A 17,154-nucleotide genomic window follows, 5' to 3' on the forward strand; every position below is an offset into this window, starting at 1 on the left:
CCGCCGACAAGATGACGGTTATTATAAACATAGTGCCGGTGCAACCGGCATATTGCCGGATGCATCGGAGCACAGCCCATGCAAATCTCGTCATCGAGATGAGGATCCCCATGAACGATATGCTGAAGACCACGCCCGACTTTTCGACCGAAGCGGCAGCCGCCTTGCTGAAGGAGCATTACGGCCTCTCCGGCGCACTCTCGCTGCTTGCCAGCGAACGCGATCAGAACTTCAAGGTCGAGGCTGAGGACGGCAGCATCTCCATTCTGAAGATCATCAATGGTGCCGAGCCCGAGGTCGAAAGCGATTTCCAGACCGCACTGCTCAGCCACGTCGGCGCCCATGCCGCCGACCTGCCGGTGCCGCATATCCGCCCGACGCTGTCAGGCACGAGCCTTGCTTCGACCACGAGCACGCGCGGCGTCACCCACCGCCTGCGGCTCGTCAGCTGGGTCGAGGGCCTGCCGCTTGCCGAAACCGGGCGCAACGATGCGGCGCTACAGTCGCTCGGACGGATGCTCGGCCGCTTCGATGCCTCGCTCAAGAGCTTCATGCATCCGGGCGCGCTGCGCGATCTCGACTGGGATATCCGCCATGCCGGCCGTTCGGCCGACCGGCTGCACCACGTCACCTCGGCCGAAGACCGTGCCTTGCTCGAACGCTTCCTTGTCCGCTTCGAAAAGACCGTGGCACCACGACTTGCAACCCTTCGTGCCGCCGTCATTCACAACGACGCCAACGATTGGAACGTGCTGGTCGATAAAGTCGATCACGACACCATTTCCGGCCTCATCGATTTCGGCGACGCCCTGCATGCGCCCGTGATTGCAGAGGTGGCGATCGCCGCCGCCTATGCCGGGCTCGACCATCCCGATCCGATCGGCGCCGCTGCGGCAATCGCCCGTGGCTTCCATGCGGAGTATCCGCTGGCGGAAGAAGAGGTCGATCTGCTCTTCGATCTCATCGCGATGCGCCTCGTCACGTCGGTCACGATCTCGGCGTCCCGCCGCGCCCATACCGACGACAATCCCTATCTCGCCATCAGCGAACGGCCGGCCTGGACGCTTTTGCGCAAGCTCGACCGGATGAACCCGCGTTTCGCCACCGCCATCCTGCGGCATGCCTGCGGCTTCGAGGCAACATCCGGCGCCCGCAAGGTTGCCGCCTGGATCAACGCGAACCGCAAGTCGCTGAAGCCACTGCTCGAACGCCCCGCCGCCACCTATCCGGCAGCGCTCGTCCCCTATGGCGACCCCACCCACCCGATGACGGTAAAATCCGCTGGCGAACAGCCGGATGAAGCCCAGGCGATCTGGGAAGACTATTGTCGCGCGCATGGCGTCGAACTCGGCATCGGACCTTTTGGCGAGGAACGCACCGTCTATGCCGGCGAGATGTTCGTATCGCGCTTCATCGACCACACCCGCCGCACTCGCCATCTCGGGCTCGACCTGTTCATGGCCGCCGGCACCAGGCTCTACACCCCGCTTGCCGCAACCGTCGTCAGCGTCGAGATCGAGAAGGACCCGCTCGGTTATGGCTGCCTGATAGCACTTCGCCATGAGCCCGAGGGATGCCCGCCCTTCGTCACGCTCTGGGGTCATATGGCGCACGAAGCCATGGGACGCATCAAGGCCGGCGACCAGCTTGCGGCCGGCGCGCTTGTCGGCGAGATGGGAGCGCCGAAGGAAAATGGCGGCTGGGCGCCGCATCTGCACCTGCAGCTTTCGACCGACATCGCTCTGTCGGCGACCGAAATCCTCGGCGTCGGCGAGCCGCAGTTCCTCGACGTCTGGGCCGAACTCTTCCCCGATGCGCGCACCTTCGCCGGGATCGCCGAGGAGTTCTACGAGAAGAAAGGCCGCTCGCACGACGAGATCGTCAAGCGCCGCAAGGAATTGCTCCTGCCGAACCTTTCGATCTCCTACGACAAGCCGATCAAGTTCGTGCGCGGCGAAGGCGTCTGGCTGATCGACGACAGCGGCCGCGCCTATCTCGATTGCTTCAACAACGTCTGCCACATCGGTCACGCCCATCCGGCAGTGGTCGAGGCGATGGCAAAGCAAGCGGCGATCCTCAACACCAACACCCGCTACCTGCACGACAACATCGTCGCCTATGCCGAGCGGCTGACGGCAACGCTGCCGAAGGAATTGACGGTCGCCGGCTTCGTCAACAGCGGTTCCGAGGCCAACAGCCTGGCGCTGAGGTTGATGCGCGTCCATACGGGCCGCGAGAATGCGATCACGCTCGACTGGTCCTATCACGGCACGACGCAGGAGCTGATCGATATCAGCCCCTACAAGTTCCGCCGCAAGGGCGGCAAGGGACCGAAGCCGCATGTGCATGTGGCCACCATTCCCGACAGCTACCATGCACCGGCCGACTGGCCGGTCGAGGAACACGGCAAGCGGTTTGCCGAAAGCGTCGCCGAACTGATCGCGACGATGAAGGCCAAGGGCGAAGGCCCGGGCTTCTTCATCGCGGAATCGATCCCGAGCGTCGCCGGCCAGGTGTTCCTGCCGGAGGGCTACCTGAAGGAAGTCTATCGCCTCGTACGCGAGGCCGGCGGCGTCTGCATCGCAGACGAAGTGCAGGTCGGTTTCGGCCGCGTCGGCAGCCATTGGTGGGCCTTCGAGACCCAAGGCGTCGTGCCTGACGTCGTCACCATGGGCAAACCGATCGGCGACGGCCATCCGCTCGCAGCCGTCGTCACCACCCGCGAGGTGACCGACAGCTTCAACAACGGCATGGAGTATTTCAATACCTTCGGCGGCAACCCGGTCTCCTGCGCCGTCGGTCTCGCGGTGCTTGACGTGATCGAAGGGCAGGATCTGCGCGGCAATGCGCTTTCGGTCGGCAACTATCTGATAGATGCCTTCCGCGCCATGCAGACCCGCTACGAGGTGATCGGCGATGTGCGCGGCATGGGTCTCTTCCTCGGCATCGAACTTGTCACCGACCGCAAGACCAAGGCACCGGCAACCGAATTCGCCCGCGCCGTCTCCAACGGCGCCCGCCGCCGCGGCGTGCTGATGGGCACCGAAGGCCCGCATGACAACATCTTGAAGATGCGCCCGCCGATGATCTTCTCGAAACGCGATGCCGATCACCTGCTCGCCGTGCTCGAAGAGACTTTTGCGGACGTCGCAAGGACGCTCGGTTAAGGCCGGGTCGAACAGCAGAAAAACCAAACGCAATGACCGGGGTGCCCGACACGCATCCCGGCACGAAGACGCATGCCCTAAAAACATCAATGAGGAGAACAGGACAATGAAACTTGGAGTGAAATTTGGAGTTCTGGCACTGGCGAGCACGGCGTTTCTTGCCGGCACCGCCGCCAACGCCGGCATGCTCGACGTCATCAAGGAACGCGGCGAACTTCGCTGCGGTGTCAGCCAGGGCGTGCTCGGCTTTTCCGCCCCCAACGACAAGGGCGAATGGACCGGTTTCGACATCGATTTCTGCCGTGCGGTGGCTGCCGCAGCGCTCGGTAATCCCGACAAGGTGAAATACGTACCGCTGTCGACCAAGGAGCGGTTCACCGCGCTGCAGTCGGGCGAGGCCGACCTTCTGTCGCGCCAGACCACCTGGACGCTGTCGCGCGACACCGATCTCGGCATGAGCTTCGTCGGCGTCAACTACTATGACGGCCAGGCCTTCATGGTGCGCAACGACCTCGGCGTGAAGAGCGTCAAGGAACTCTCGGGCGCCTCCGTCTGCACCGAGACCGGCACGACGACCGAACAGAACATGGCCGACTATTTCGGCGCCAACAACATCCAGTACCAGGTCGTCGCCTTCGAAAAGGCCGACCAAACGATCCAAGCCTTCAACACCGCCCGCTGCGACGTCTATTCGACCGACGCTTCTGCGCTTTATGCCCAGCGCCTGACGCTGAACGACCCCGATCGTTTCGTCGTGCTGCCTGAAGTCATCTCCAAGGAGCCGCTCGGTCCGGCCGTCCGCCAGGGTGACGATCAGTGGTTCAAGATCGTGCGCTGGACGCTGTTCGCGCTGACCGAAGCCGAAGAACTCGGCATCACCAAGGACAATGCCGCAAAGCTTCTCGAAAGCGGCACGAACGCCCAGAAGCGCTTCCTCGGCATCGAGAACGAAGCCGGCAAGTCGCTGGGGCTCGACCCGAAGTGGGCCTACCAGGTGGTTTCCGCCGTCGGCAACTATGGCGAAGTCTTTGAACGCCACCTCGGCAAGGACAGCCCGCTGAAGATCGATCGCGGTCTCAACAAACTCTGGAGCCAGGGCGGCCTGATGTACGCCCCGCCGGCACGCTGATCCCCAGGAGCAGTTCCGGCAAAGTCTCCCGTTTGGAATTGCTCATCCAAGGAAAAGCGCCAACGAGACGCCGCGGCCCTCCCCGCGGCGTTTTCGCCTTTACCAGCCCTCCTCCAGCACCCGGCCCAGCATGTCGGCGAAAAAGTCGGCGCTCTCGCGGGATAGGCAGAGCGGCGGCTTGATCTTCAGCACGTTCAGGTGGTCGCCGGTCGGCTGCATGATGACGCCGAGATCGAGCAGGCGGTCGCAGATCGCCGCCGTCTCCTCGGTCGCCGGCGACAGGGTCTCCCGATCGCGCACGAATTCGACGCCGAGATAGAGTCCCATGCCATGCACCGCGCCGATCAGCGGGAAGTGCTGCCCTAGCGCTTCGAGCCGCGCCTTCAGATAGCCGCCGACCACCTGTGCGTTTTCCGGCAACCGTTCTTCGGTCAGGATATCCAGGACCACCTGCCCGACGACGGAGCTCACCGGGCTGCCGCCCGAGGACGAGAAGAAGTACCCCTCCTTCTCCAGCGCATCGGCGATCTCGCGGCGGGTGATGACGGCGCCGAGCGGATGGCCGTTGCCCATGCCCTTGGCGACGGTAATGATATCGGGCACGACGCCCTGCTCCTCGAAGCCCCAAAAATAGTCTCCGAGGCGACCATAACCGACCTGCACCTCGTCGGCGATGCAGACGCCGCCGCGGGCCCGCACCATGGCATAGACCGCGTCGAGATAGCCCTTCGGCAGCGGAATACCGCCGGCATTGCCGTAGACCGGTTCGCAGATGAAGCCCGCGAGCTTCTCGTCCGCCGCGTCCAGCTCGGTCAGTTTCTTGACGACGGAGCGCACATAGCTGTCGGTCGTGTCGGCGCCGCGGAACTCGCCGCGATAGGTGTTGGGCGCGGTGACCGGATGTACCCAGGCCGGGCGGGTTTCGAGCGCCTGCGGATTGTCGGCGATCGAGGTCGACACTGCGTCGCTCGCGACCGTCCAGCCGTGATAGGCCTCGAGCAGGCTCACGATGTTGCGCGCGCCGGAATAGGCCCAGGCGAGCCGCAGTGCCAGATCGTTCGCCTCCGAGCCGCTGTTGACCAGAAACACCGTGTCAAGCCCATCCGGCGCGAGCGCTGCAAGCCGCGTCGAGAATTCGGCGACGGAGGCATAGTGAAAACGCGAATTGGTGTTGAGCAGCGACCATTGCCGCCCCACCGCGGCTGCAAGCCGCGGATGCCCATGGCCGAGAATGGTAACGTTGTTGACCATGTCGAGATAGCTGCGGCCCTCGATGTCGAACAAATGGTCCTTCCAGCCGCGCTCGATCTGCGGTGGTTTCAGGTAGTAGTTCTTCTGCGGCTTGGCGAAGTGCTGCTGGCGGCGGGCAAGCAGTGTTTCGCTGTGCGGCTCCGGCCCATCGCATTCGAAGCCGAGGACGCCGGCCGGCGACGGGCACAGGTGCTTCCACGCCGCCGCCTGACGCGGCACGACGAAAAGCGGAGGCACGAGACCATGCTCGCGGCAAAGCTGGACGCGGATCAGGCCGTAGGAGTGCTGTTCACCGGAGACGACGCCCAGCACGGCACCAGCAACGATCGTCTCCTCGAGGTCGGCACCGGCTTCCACGCCCTCGAGAAACAGGCTGGCTTCGGCCCCTTCGAGCACCAGCAGCCCGTCCCGCCGGACGATACGGGCGGCAAAGGGAGCGACAATCTCGCGACCGGCCTCCAGGCAAATGTCGACATGCAGTGCGAAGGTGGCATCGGGCTTCGGTGACCGCAACTGGGTCTCCGTCATCCGGTATTCGCCATAGCGCGTCGTCGCGATGCCGATTGCATGGGCGGCGTGTTGCAGCAGCGAGATCGGCAATCCCTGGTGCTGCCAGCGCTCCTCTGGCAACAGCGGGCTCAGGATCGAGAGGTCGATCTGGCGCACGTCAGTGGGGCCGAGCCCCTGGATGAGGCTCTCCCCGGTCACCTGGGCCGATACCGGCGCAAAGCCGACGGCCGAAAGAATGGCGTGCTCCATCAGCGCAGAAGGCACCGACGACGCGACCTCGAAGATCTCCCGCTCATGCGCGGCATTGCCCTCGACGTAAGCATTGTCGGGCTCGCGGGAGAGCTGGTGTTCGGAGCTTGCGACCAGCACCGCAGCGCGCGCGACGATCAGCGGCCAAAGCGCCTTCAGTTCCACCTCGGTCAACGGGCATGCCGCATGAAACGCCTTGACCGCGGGTAGGATGAACCACGGGTCTCCATCCGCATGATGCAGCAGCGAGGCGCAGGTGACAGCGAGTTCGGCAGCCAGCCAGCCATTGAGGATATCGCCGAAATCGATGACGCCGTCCGGCATCGCCCGGCCGGCGGCGTCGAGCCGGCTGACCACATTGTCGTCGGTGACGTCATGGTGGATCGCCTGGGTCCTGAGTTCAGGGGTAAGCGGCTGCAACCGCCGCATGGCGCCGACCATCACTTCAGCGATGCGCTTCTTGCGCTGCTGGTCCGCCATATCGGTAAGCAGATGCAGGACGACGGGGCCGGCGCGCCTCAGATCCCATTGCAGTTCCCGCTCGAGCCCCGGATGCTCGAAGTCCTCCAATGCCGACGCGAGCTGACCCGCCAGGCCGCCGAGAGCAGCCACGGCTTCGCGCGACAGATGTTTGCGCCGGGTGAGCGGTTCGCCTTCGAGATAGGTGAGCAAGCGGATGCGATAATCCGCGCCGCGGACGGCAACGCTCTCGATCGCCTCGCCCTTGAGAGAGGGCACGACCTCCGCAACGCGTGCCGTCGGCAGACGTTTGCCAAGGTGCCGCAAGGCCGCATTCTGCGCTTCCAGTTCCAGCGGCTCGTATTCCGCCCGGCATATCTTCAGCACATAGCGCCGCTCGCCGGTGTCGAGACGGTAGTTGCGGTCCTGCTGGCTGCCGAGTTCGCTGATCGTGCCCGACAGGCCATAGTGTTCGGCGAGCAGCGAACGCGCCTCCTCGGCTCCGACATCGGGTCTCGGGAGCTCGGTGCGAAGCTTCAGCGGGTCCTCAACCATGATCTCGTCATCCTCCCCTTAGGCGGTCGATCCTCCGAATCGACCGGAATGTTGTCGAGAATAGAGCGGGATCAAGGAAAAGATGTGCGGCTTCCCGATTACACCCACCCGCAACCTACTGCGACATGCCTTCGAGCCGATAGCGCGTGCCGGGATAGAGCAGCCGCGCTGTCGTCACATTGCCTGCGTCCGACCACGTGCGGCGCCGGATCATCAGGCACGGTTCGTTGCGGTCGATGCCGAGCAACTTGCATTCCCAGAGCTGCGGTGCGACCGCTTCGACGATCTGCTCGGTGCGGGTGATCGGCGCCATCGCCGTCAGATAGGCGTTCGGCGTCATCGCCTGGAAATCCTGCTCCAGATAGCGCGGGCAGATCGCCGGATTGACGAAACGATCCTCGATCTGGATCGGCAGGCCGTTTTCCGAGTGCACCATGATCGAATGGAAGACGCGGGCGCCGGTGGCAAGCCCGAGTGCATAGCCGATGTCAGGCGTCGCGACCTCTTCCTTGAGCAGCGTCATCAACGACGTATGGGCGTGGCCACGTTCATGGATCTCGTCGGCAATGTTGCGGACTTCAAGCAGCGCGGTGCTGCCCTTGTGCGCGGCGACGAAAGAACCGACGCCCTGCACCCGCGTGATCGCGCCTTCGGTTGCCAGTTCCCTCAGCGCCCGGTTGGCGGTCATGCGGCTGACGCCGAGGTCGGCAACGATCTCGTTTTCCGAGGGGATGCGATGATGGGCGGGCCATTCGCCGCTCTCGATGCGGCTGCGGATGAACTGCTTGACCGCCTCGTAGCGCGGCATCGGGCCGTCTTCGAAAGCGATTGTCTCGTTCCGTTTTCCCAGTGCCGTCATCAACTCAAGCCCCGCCTTTCCGCGCCGCCGAACAAATCATGCGCATTCGCCCTCGAATCTTTTCGTTCATTTCACGCTTGCGCGCCAGCGTAAAATATCTATAGTTCCATATACAACTACGTACAGGAAAATGCACATGGCTAGTTTTCCCGTCAACCGGATCTTTGCAGAACGGGCTCTCCTGCCCGGCGGCTGGGCCGAAAACGTCGCGATTTCGCTCGACGCTTCCGGTCGCACCGCAACGATCGAAACCGGCACCACCGCCGCTAGCGGCGACGAGCGCACGGCCGGCCCGCTGATCCCGGCGATCGCCAACCTTCACTCCCACGCCTTCCAGCGCGCCATGGCCGGCCTTGCCGAAGTGGCGGGCAGCGGTGACGACAGCTTCTGGACCTGGCGCGAGGAAATGTATCGCACCGTCGGGCTGGTAACCCCTGACGACGTCGAGGCGATCGCCGCCAAGCTCTATATGGAAATGCTGAAGGGCGGTTTCGGCCACGTCGCCGAGTTTCACTATCTGCACCACCAGGCCGACGGCACCCCCTATGCCGACCCGGCCGAAATGTCGCTGCGCATTCTCGCTGCCGCCCGCACGACCGGCATCGGCCTCACGCATTTGCCTGTCTTCTACGCCCACGCCAATTTCGGCGGCGTCGCGCCCAACCCCGGCCAGCGGCCGTTCCTGCACGATCCTGATCATTTCCTCGCACTGCTTGAGCGGCTCGCGCCGCTCTGCCGCGACGCCGGCCATACGCTCGGCTACGCCATCCATTCGCTGCGCGCCGCAACGCCCGAGGAGATGCGCATCATCCTCGATGCCGCACCCGTTGCCGGTCCGATCCACATCCATGTGGCCGAGCAGACCAAGGAAGTCGACGACAGCCTCGCCTGGAGTGGCCGCCGCCCGGTCGAGTGGCTGCTCGATGAAATGCCCGTCGACGCACGCTGGTGCGCAATCCACGCAACGCATCTGACGGAAAGCGAACGGCAGCGTCTGGCGCGTTCGGGCGCCGTTGCCGGTCTCTGCCCGGCGACCGAGGCCAATCTCGGCGACGGCATTTTCCCGGCGGTCGATTTCATGGCCGAAGGCGGCGTCATCGGCGTCGGCACCGACAGCCACGTGGCGACCAGCGTCGCCGAGGAGTTGCGGCTGCTCGAATACGGCCAGCGCCTGCGCGACCGCCGCCGCAACCGGCTGGCCACCGGGCCGGGCGCCTCGATCGGCCGAACCATCTTCGACGCGGCGCTCAAGGGCGGCGCCCAGGCCGCCGGTCAGAAGGCGGCCGGCATCACCGTCGGCGCGCGCGCCGATTTCGTCGTGCTTGACGGCAGCAATCCCTACATCGCCGCCGCCACCGACAACCAGATCCTCGACCGCTGGCTCTTTGCACTCGGCGGCGAGACTGTCCGCGACGTCATGGTCGCGGGCGCGTGGAAGATCCGGAACGGACGCCACGACCGGGAGGACGATATCGACCGCGCCTTTGCGCGGGTGCTGATGAAACTGAAGTAATCGTCAAAGCCAAAAATCAAATCAGGGAACAGCTTAATGTCGATCAACAAATTGAAACTCACCCTGGCCGCAACCGGCCTCGTGCTCGCGGCCTCCACCGGCAGCGCCAGCGCTTCGTATTGCGGCGACGGCAAGACCGTCATGTTCGCCGGCATCGATTGGGAAAGCGGCGCCTTCATCACCGAAGTGATGAAGACCATTCTTGCCAAGGGCTACGACTGCCAGGTGGATTCGATCCCCGGCAACTCGGTGACGCTGGAACAGGCAACCGCCAACAACGACGTCCAGATCTTCGCCGAGGAATGGCTCGGCCGTTCGGACGTCTGGAACAAGGCGGTCGAGGAAAAGAAGGTCGTCGCCGTCGGCAAGACCTTCGTCGGCGCCAGCGAAGGCTGGTTCGTGCCGGAATACGTCATCAAGGGCGATGCGTCGCGCAGCCTTGAAGCCAAGGCGCCGGATCTGAAGAGCGTGTCGCAGCTCTCCGATCCGAAGATCGTCGAGCTCTTCGCCGATCCGGAAGAGCCCAGCAAGGGCCGCTTCCTCAACTGCCCTTCGGGCTGGACCTGCGAGGGCGTCAGCTCCGCCAAGCTCGAAGCCTACAAGCTCGGCGAAACCTATGTGAACTTCCGCCCGGGCACCGGCACGGCGCTCGATTCCGCCATCACGTCCGCTTACCTCCAGGGCGAACCGATCCTCTTCTACTACTGGTCGCCGACGGCGATCATGGGCAAGTTCAAGCTCGTGCAACTCGAGGAGCCGGCCTATAGCGAGGAGTGCTGGAAGGAGCTTTCGAGTGCCAACGGCAAGCGCGAGCAGGGCTGCGCGTTCCCGTCGGTCGACGTCTCCTACGGCGTCAACAGCACCTTCGCGCAGGAAGCCCCTGAAATCATCGCCATCCTCGAAAAGGCGACTTTCCCGCTCGACGCCGTCAACGGCAGTCTCGCCTACATGGCCGACAACAAGGTCGACGCGACGGCAGCGGCCGCCGAGTTCCTGAAAACCAAGGCCGATGTCTGGGGCAAGTGGGTTTCCGACGAAGCCCGCGGCAAGATCGAAGCCAGCCTCAAGTAATCGCGACCAGCCGCTGACTTGGGCTTCATCGCCGCGTCTAGCGCGGCGATGAAGCCCGATCCGGCGGCCGGCCACATACCCGTGGCAAGTGCCGCCGGCGGCCGATCTGTGTCCGCTGGCAGCCCGAGCAAGGAACGCATCCGATGTTTCCGGATTCTCTCAATCTCTCCATTCGCGGGCCGGTGAACGATTTCATCCAGGCGCTGGTCAGCGGTTATGGCTGGGTCTTCAAGGCGATCAGCGCCGTCATTCTGAAAGCCGTTCTATTCATCGAATGGATCCTGCGCGGCCTGCCCTGGTGGGTCGTCATCCTGATCTTCATGGCGCTCGCCTGGCAAAGCTCGAAGCGCTGGACCCTGACGGTCGCCGTCGGCGTGCTGCTGTTCTTCGTCGGCGTGCTCGGCCTCTGGGACCTGACGATGCAGACGCTCGCCCTGATGCTGATGGCAACGATCGTCTCCGTCGTCATCGGTGTGCCGATGGGCATCTTCGTCGCCAAGAGCCGGACCGTGCGCAGCATCACCCTGCCGGTGCTCGACGTCATGCAGACCATGCCGAGCTTCGTCTACCTGATCCCGGCCTTGATGCTCTTCGGCCTCGGCAAGGTCCCGGCGATCCTCGCCACCATCATCTATGCCGTGCCGCCACTCATTCGCCTTACCGATCTTGGCATCCGCCAGGTCGACCATGAAGTGGTGGAAGCAGCGACCGCTTTCGGCGGCAGCCCCAACCAGATCCTCTTCGGTGTCGAGCTGCCACTCGCCACGCCGACAATCATGGCCGGCCTCAACCAGACGATCATGATGGCGCTGTCGATGGTGGTCGTCGCCTCGATGATCGGCGCCCGCGGCCTCGGCGAGCAGGTGCTGAACGGCATCCAGACGCTCGACGTCGGCAAGGGGCTGGAAGCCGGTATCGGCATCGTCATTCTCGCGATCGTTCTCGACCGCATCACGCAAGGCTTCGGCAAGAGCCGGACGGAGGATCCCCGCAATGGCTGATATCGAGATCCGAAACGTCTACAAGATCTTCGGGCAGGACGCGAAAGCCGCGCTCGCCATGGCCAAGGAAGGGCTCAACAAGTCCGAAATCCTCGCCCGCTCCGGCTGCAGCGTCGGCCTCAACAATGTCAGCCTGACGATCGGCGCCGGCAAGATCTTCGTAATCATGGGGCTTTCCGGCTCCGGCAAGTCGACCCTCGTGCGCCACATCAACCGGCTGATCGAGCCGACCAGCGGCGAAGTGGCGTTCGACGGCAGCAACATCCTGGACCTCGACGCCAAAGCGCTGCGCACCTTCCGGATGCACCGCGTCAGCATGGTGTTCCAGAGTTTCGCGCTGATGCCGCATCGCACCGTGCTGCAGAACGTCGTCTACGGCCAGCGCGTGCGCGGCCTGCCCAAGGCCGAGGCCCGCGACATCGGCATGAAATGGATCGAGACCGTCGGCCTTGCCGGCTACGACGCCAAGTACCCGCATCAGCTTTCCGGCGGCATGAAGCAGCGCGTCGGCTTGGCTAGGGCGCTGGCCGCCGATACCGATGTGATCCTGATGGACGAGGCCTTCTCGGCACTCGACCCCTTGATCCGCGCCGACATGCAGGACCAGTTGCTGCAGTTGCAGCAGAACCTTTCAAAGACCATCGTCTTCATCACCCATGATCTCGACGAGGCGCTGCGCATCGGTTCGGAAATCGCCATCCTCAAGGACGGCCAGGTGGTGCAGGTCGGCACGCCGGACGATATTCTGGAACGGCCGGCCAACGATTACGTTGCCCGCTTCGTGCAACGCCGACAGGGACGACCGGAAGCCCATGAGTGAGAATGTAGTCCTCGATGCACCACTGACCTGGAAGCAAATCGCAGCGGTCGCCAATGGCGCACCGCTCGCGCTTTCCGATGCAGCACGCCAGCGCATCGTCCACGCTCGCCGGGTCGTCGACGCTCTGGTCGAGCGCGGCATCCGCGGCTACGGCATCAACACCGGTGTCGGCGCGCTCTGCGACGTCGTCATCGACCGCGAGAACCAGCAGGCGCTATCGCGCAACATCATCCTCAGCCATTCCTGCGGCGTTGGCGAACCGCTCGCCCGGCCCGAAGCCCGGGCGGTGATGGCCGCCCAGATCGCCAACTTCGCCCACGGCTATTCCGGCGTGCGCATCGAGACGGTCGAGCCGCTGCTGGCACTGCTCAACGCCAACCTCATCCCCGACATCCCCTCGCGCGGCTCGGTCGGCTATCTCACCCATGCGGCCGCAATCGGCCTCGTGCTGATCGGCCACGGCACCGTCGATGACGGCAAGGGCAAGATCAGCGGCGTCGAGGCGCTCGCGCGGATCGGCCTCAAGCCGCTCAGGCTCGAAGCCAAGGAGGGCCTGAGCCTTGTCAACGGCACGCCCTGCGCCACCGGCCTTGCGGCATTGGCACTGTCGCGCGCTACGCACCTCTTCGACTGGGCGGATGCCGCCGCCGCGATGACCTATGAAAACCTCGGCAGCCAGGCGAATGCCTTTGCCGCCGGTCCATTGGCGCTTCGCCGCTCCAAGGGGCTGGATGAGGTCGGAGCATCCCTGCGCGATTTTCTTGCCGGCAGCCCGATGCTCGCCGAGACCGCGGGCACCCGCACGCAGGATCCTTTAAGCCTTCGTGCCGTGCCGCATGTCCATGGCGCTGCCCGCGATGCACTGGCCCACGTCGCCGACGTCGTTGACCGCGAGCTTGCAAGCCTCACCGACAACCCGGCCGTGTCGGGCACGCCCGAAGCGCCGGAGGTGCATTCGCAGGCCCATGCGGTCGGGGCTGCCCTCGGCCTTGCCATGGACAGCCTGGCCGTCGCCGTTGCCGAAGTCGCTGCCATCTCCGAGCGCCGCATCGACCGGCTCGTCAATCCGCTGGTGAGCCGCCTGCCGGCCTTCCTCGCCGGCGATAGCGGTGTTGCCTCCGGCTTGATGATCGCCCAGTACACCGCCGCTTCCCTTTCCGCTGAAAACCGGCGCCTCGCGGCCCCCGCCAGCCTCGATGGCGGCATCACCTCGGCGCTGCAGGAGGACATCCTGACGCATGCGACGCCGGCCGCCTGGAAGGCACTTGCCATCGCCGACAACCTCGAAACGATCCTTTCGATCGAACTGCTTGCGGCGTCGCAGGCCTATGACCTGCAGCCGCGTGGCCGCGCCGCACGCACCGACGCGCTTTACCGGCGCATTCGCTCGGAAATCCCCACCTATGCCGACGACCGGCCGCTCAACGGCGACTTCGCCCGCATGCGCACACTGATCGAAGGAGGCACGCCATGAAGGTGCTGCGCGCGAAAGACTACAAGCGCATGCCCTGGAAGAACGGCGGCGGTGAGACGGTGGAGATCGCCATTTTCCCCGAGAAGGCGTCGCTTGCCGATTTCGACTGGCGCGTCAGCATGGCGACCGTCGCCACCGATGGCCCCTTCTCCAGCTTCCCCGGTATCGACCGCACGCTGTCGATCCTTCAGGGCAAGGGTATGCGGCTGATGATCGAGGGTCGCAGGCCCGCTTTGATGACCGGCGAGACGGCGCCGCTCCCCTTCCCGGCCGACGTCGCAACATCAGCGACCCTCGTCGACGGTCCGATCGTCGACCTCAACGTCATGACACGGCGCGGCAGGCTCACGCACTCGGTTCAGCGACTGGCACTCGATCATCCGCGCAGGGCAGAAAACCTGGGGGGCACGACCCTCGTGCTATGCCACGGCGGCGCCGTGCGGTTGACCGCAAGTGACGCCACGGCCGACCTGGCAGCGGGCGACACGGCCGTGCTGACGGGCGCAGCCTCCTTAACCATCGAACCGGCGGCCTCTGCCGTCCTCTTCCTGATCACCATCGACAAGCCGGCCGCCTGATCGGGCGCCGTCTCGCGTCGTTCAGCCGCGCCTCAGATGCAGCAGGGGATAGGGCCGGCCTGCATCGTCGACAGGCGAACGCCCGACCACCTCAAAACCCATTCGCCGATAGAAACCGGCGCCGGACACATTCTGCTCGTTGACGTCAACCGTCAGCACCGGATGCAGGCTCATCGCATGCTCGACAAGCCGCCGACCGACGCCAGCGCCGCGCGCCTCGGCGTGGACGAAGAGCGAGTCGATCTGCGCCCCACTCATGCCCATGAAACCGAGCGCCAGGTCATTTTCATCCGCGGCAATCCAGAACTCGGCGGCCGGCAGATACTGGTCGCGCACCAGCACCTCGATCGCAGCAAAATCCTCCGGCGTCAGGAAATCATGGGTGGCGACAACGGCGCTGCGCCAGATCTCGAAGGTGCGCGGAAAATCGGATGGACGGGAGGGGCGGATGGAGATGGTCATGATGCAATCGCTTCTGAAAATGCGGCAGCGCGAGGCGTGCCGCGCGTCCGGCTGTGGCCAACGCGACTTTGCGAGGGCGTCAGCCTGTGAAGATGTCCGGTCCTGATCCGGTCCCGGACCGCGCACCTTATCCGCAGCCCCGACGATCGCAAGCGATCTCCGCACCTGCGGTTTTCAGGCCACGCCGGTTAAGAATTCAGCAACCATATTCCATGTTCCCCGGGGAACAGCACGATTGACGCCACACGATAGTCTCCATGTCACGGTTCTTAGTCACACATCAACGAACGCAGGGACTGGAGGACAAGGACATGATCAAAACCGCTTTCGGCGTCAACGTCACCGTACTGGTCTTCTCGATCACCGTGATCGCCATCATGCACTTCGCCCTGTCCCAATATCGCGCAGCCGAAATCGCCAACATCGACCTGCCGGACTACACGACGATCACTTCGTCGATTCATCGCTGAGGCGACCTACCCCGCGGCGGCAGCCGGGCAGCATGCCCGACTGGTTTCTACGCACACCCTCTCAAGCCGCATCTGCAGGCGCTGCCATCGATGATGGCGGCGCCTTTTGCATCGATCATCGGCTCCATGTATGGCCAGAGGGATTATGATAGGGAACGCTGACTGAACGAATCGCCGCTCAAGACAGCATTAGCAGCATATCCAGGAAGGCCCGAAATGACGGATCCGCAAAACGAACTGAAACTCAGCGCGTTCAAGTTCCACGAGCAGGCCGTCCGCGCCTCCGTCGGCGGAAAACCGCTCGCACTCGATGTGTTGGAACTCGGCGGCGAAATCCTGGTGGTACTGACCTGGCTCGGCAATTCCGAAAGAGGCCTGCGCAAGCCGGAATACGTCCTGCCCCTGAGCGCCGTGGCGCATCAGGCGCTGAGCAACGATCAGGACGCCAAATACAAATGGGCCATCGGCGCCCCGCTGCCGCAATCGCTCTTTGACGGCAGCGCGTCAAGGCAGTTCCGCAGACAGTTCGGGGTCAAGAGCGGACCGGCGCTGACATTGCCCTTGAAGCCGCCGCACCATTGACGGCGATTGTGCGTGCCTCAGACGAGCGCTTTCGTGCCAGATCTCCCTCATCAATCATTGCAATCTTAAAATCGTTAGAGATTGATGCCGTAACCGGCCAGCCACGAGCAGTCATCTCCAGATTGCGGAATGGAACCGTCCCCGCTTACCATGCGTAGGATGGGGATATGCCTATGAACGACAGAGGCTTCTACATTCCGGTTCTAAGCGCGCTGACCTTGGCCGCCTTTGTACTGCTTATTCGCTTCTTTCCAGATGTGACGAACTGGGAGCTCTGCGAAGCGTCGAGATGCACCGTACAGGATTGGCTGGCAGCGACGGCCGGCTGGGTGGGATTTCTCGCAGCCGCGGTCGGCGCATACTTCGTTTATCACCAATTGGCGGAACAAAGGCGACAACTGCATTCGCGCTCGGAGATGGCGATCCCGTCTTTCAGGTCCACGTCTACGCTTTCGACCACACACGTGCGGTTCTGCGCTTCATCAATTGGAACAGGCGTACCCTCGCCATTCACCGGATCAGGATCCGGTGCGCGGATGTCGCAATTCCCATGCCGATCAAGTTTCGCTGGTCTGAGGACCAATTCACGCCCGGCGGAGTCGTCAACGACTGCGGGATCAATGCGGCAGGATGGCTCGGTAATCCTCCCGTTAAATAACGGGGCGCTATTGTAGAATTCACGCGGCCATTTTCAGTTTCTGTGCGGGTGTGATGCCGCCGATGCCCATATTGGGGCGTTCGTTGTTATAGGTCCATAACCATTGCGTGGCGAATTCCTGTGCCTCCTCGATGCTTTCGATGATGTATTGATCTAGCCATTCATGGCGAACGGTGCGGTTGTAGCGCTCGACGTAGGCATTCTGCTGCGGCTTTCCGGGCTGGATATAGCTTAGGGCAATGCCCTGCTTCTCGGCCCATTCCATCAGTTTGCCGCTGACATATTCCGGGCCGTTGTCGACCCGAATGGCAAAGGGTTTGCCGCGCCATTCGATGATCTGGCTTAG

14 protein-coding genes are annotated in these 17,154 nt (G+C 63.8%); 10 read left to right on the forward strand and 4 right to left on the reverse strand.

Annotated features, from left to right (window positions below; all coding sequences use genetic code 11):
* The first annotated feature begins 110 nt into the window (after positions 1-110).
* Both BLU15_RS28350 and BLU15_RS28355 read left to right on the forward strand, forming a co-directional pair.
* Positions 111-3,167, forward strand: coding sequence for an aminotransferase class III-fold pyridoxal phosphate-dependent enzyme (locus BLU15_RS28350; RefSeq protein WP_090299908.1), 3,057 nt, complete (start codon positions 111-113; stop codon positions 3,165-3,167).
* A 106-nt stretch (positions 3,168-3,273) separates the two neighbouring features.
* Positions 3,274-4,296, forward strand: a complete 1,023-nt coding sequence (locus tag BLU15_RS28355) for an amino acid ABC transporter substrate-binding protein (RefSeq protein WP_060518536.1) — start codon at positions 3,274-3,276, stop codon at positions 4,294-4,296.
* 99 nt (positions 4,297-4,395) lie between these two features.
* Here the strand turns inward: BLU15_RS28355 and BLU15_RS28360 are convergent, their stop codons facing one another.
* Positions 4,396-7,320, reverse strand: a complete 2,925-nt coding sequence (locus BLU15_RS28360; RefSeq protein WP_090299910.1) for an aminotransferase — start codon at positions 7,318-7,320, stop codon at positions 4,396-4,398.
* A 115-nt stretch (positions 7,321-7,435) separates the two neighbouring features.
* Positions 7,436-8,179, reverse strand: a complete 744-nt coding sequence (gene hutC, locus BLU15_RS28365) for a histidine utilization repressor (RefSeq protein ID WP_034806500.1) — start codon at positions 8,177-8,179, stop codon at positions 7,436-7,438.
* Positions 8,180-8,315: 136 nt separating this feature from the next.
* Here hutC and hutF point away from each other — a divergent pair, with 136 nt between their 5' ends.
* From hutF to BLU15_RS28395, 6 genes are all read left to right on the forward strand, one after another.
* Positions 8,316-9,692, forward strand: coding sequence for a formimidoylglutamate deiminase (hutF, locus tag BLU15_RS28370; protein WP_090299912.1), 1,377 nt, complete (start codon positions 8,316-8,318; stop codon positions 9,690-9,692).
* A 36-nt stretch (positions 9,693-9,728) separates the two neighbouring features.
* On the forward strand, positions 9,729-10,763 hold the full coding sequence (locus tag BLU15_RS28375; protein WP_034806494.1) for an ABC transporter substrate-binding protein: 1,035 nt from the start codon (positions 9,729-9,731) through the stop codon (positions 10,761-10,763).
* A gap of 143 nt (positions 10,764-10,906) precedes the next feature.
* Positions 10,907-11,764: an ABC transporter permease gene (locus tag BLU15_RS28380; RefSeq protein ID WP_034806492.1), complete on the forward strand. Its 858-nt coding sequence runs from the start codon at positions 10,907-10,909 to the stop codon at positions 11,762-11,764.
* Positions 11,757-12,584, forward strand: coding sequence for a quaternary amine ABC transporter ATP-binding protein (locus BLU15_RS28385; RefSeq protein WP_060518545.1), 828 nt, complete (start codon positions 11,757-11,759; stop codon positions 12,582-12,584). The genes BLU15_RS28380 and BLU15_RS28385 overlap by 8 nt, the downstream gene beginning before the upstream one ends.
* Complete coding sequence (gene hutH / locus BLU15_RS28390; protein ID WP_090299914.1) at positions 12,577-14,058, forward strand: HAL/PAL/TAL family ammonia-lyase; 1,482 nt, start codon at positions 12,577-12,579, stop codon at positions 14,056-14,058. The genes BLU15_RS28385 and hutH overlap by 8 nt, the downstream gene beginning before the upstream one ends.
* Positions 14,055-14,636, forward strand: a complete 582-nt coding sequence (locus tag BLU15_RS28395; RefSeq protein ID WP_090299916.1) for a HutD/Ves family protein — start codon at positions 14,055-14,057, stop codon at positions 14,634-14,636. Before hutH ends, BLU15_RS28395 begins: the two co-directional genes overlap by 4 nt.
* Positions 14,637-14,657: 21 nt before the next feature.
* Here the strand turns inward: BLU15_RS28395 and BLU15_RS28400 are convergent, their stop codons facing one another.
* The gene (locus BLU15_RS28400; RefSeq protein ID WP_089044557.1) at positions 14,658-15,098 is read right to left on the reverse strand and encodes an acetyltransferase; all 441 of its coding nucleotides are present in this window, start codon (positions 15,096-15,098) and stop codon (positions 14,658-14,660) included.
* Positions 15,099-15,409: 311 nt separating this feature from the next.
* Between BLU15_RS28400 and BLU15_RS39645 the strand changes: the two genes are divergently transcribed.
* Together BLU15_RS39645 and BLU15_RS28405 are read left to right on the forward strand one after the other, a co-directional pair.
* The gene (locus BLU15_RS39645; protein ID WP_156133954.1) at positions 15,410-15,568 is read left to right on the forward strand and encodes a hypothetical protein; all 159 of its coding nucleotides are present in this window, start codon (positions 15,410-15,412) and stop codon (positions 15,566-15,568) included.
* Positions 15,569-15,784: 216 nt separating this feature from the next.
* Positions 15,785-16,150, forward strand: coding sequence for a hypothetical protein (locus tag BLU15_RS28405; RefSeq protein WP_090299918.1), 366 nt, complete (start codon positions 15,785-15,787; stop codon positions 16,148-16,150).
* 677 nt (positions 16,151-16,827) lie between these two features.
* On the opposite strand, the gene BLU15_RS28410 is transcribed toward BLU15_RS28405, so the two are convergent.
* The coding region (locus BLU15_RS28410) for an integrase core domain-containing protein (RefSeq protein ID WP_143034272.1) at positions 16,828-17,154 on the reverse strand (327 nt) is incomplete at its 5' end.

It is taken from the genome of Ensifer sp. YR511, from assembly GCF_900103045.1.
GTDB classification, from domain to species: domain Bacteria; phylum Pseudomonadota; class Alphaproteobacteria; order Rhizobiales; family Rhizobiaceae; genus Ensifer; species Ensifer adhaerens.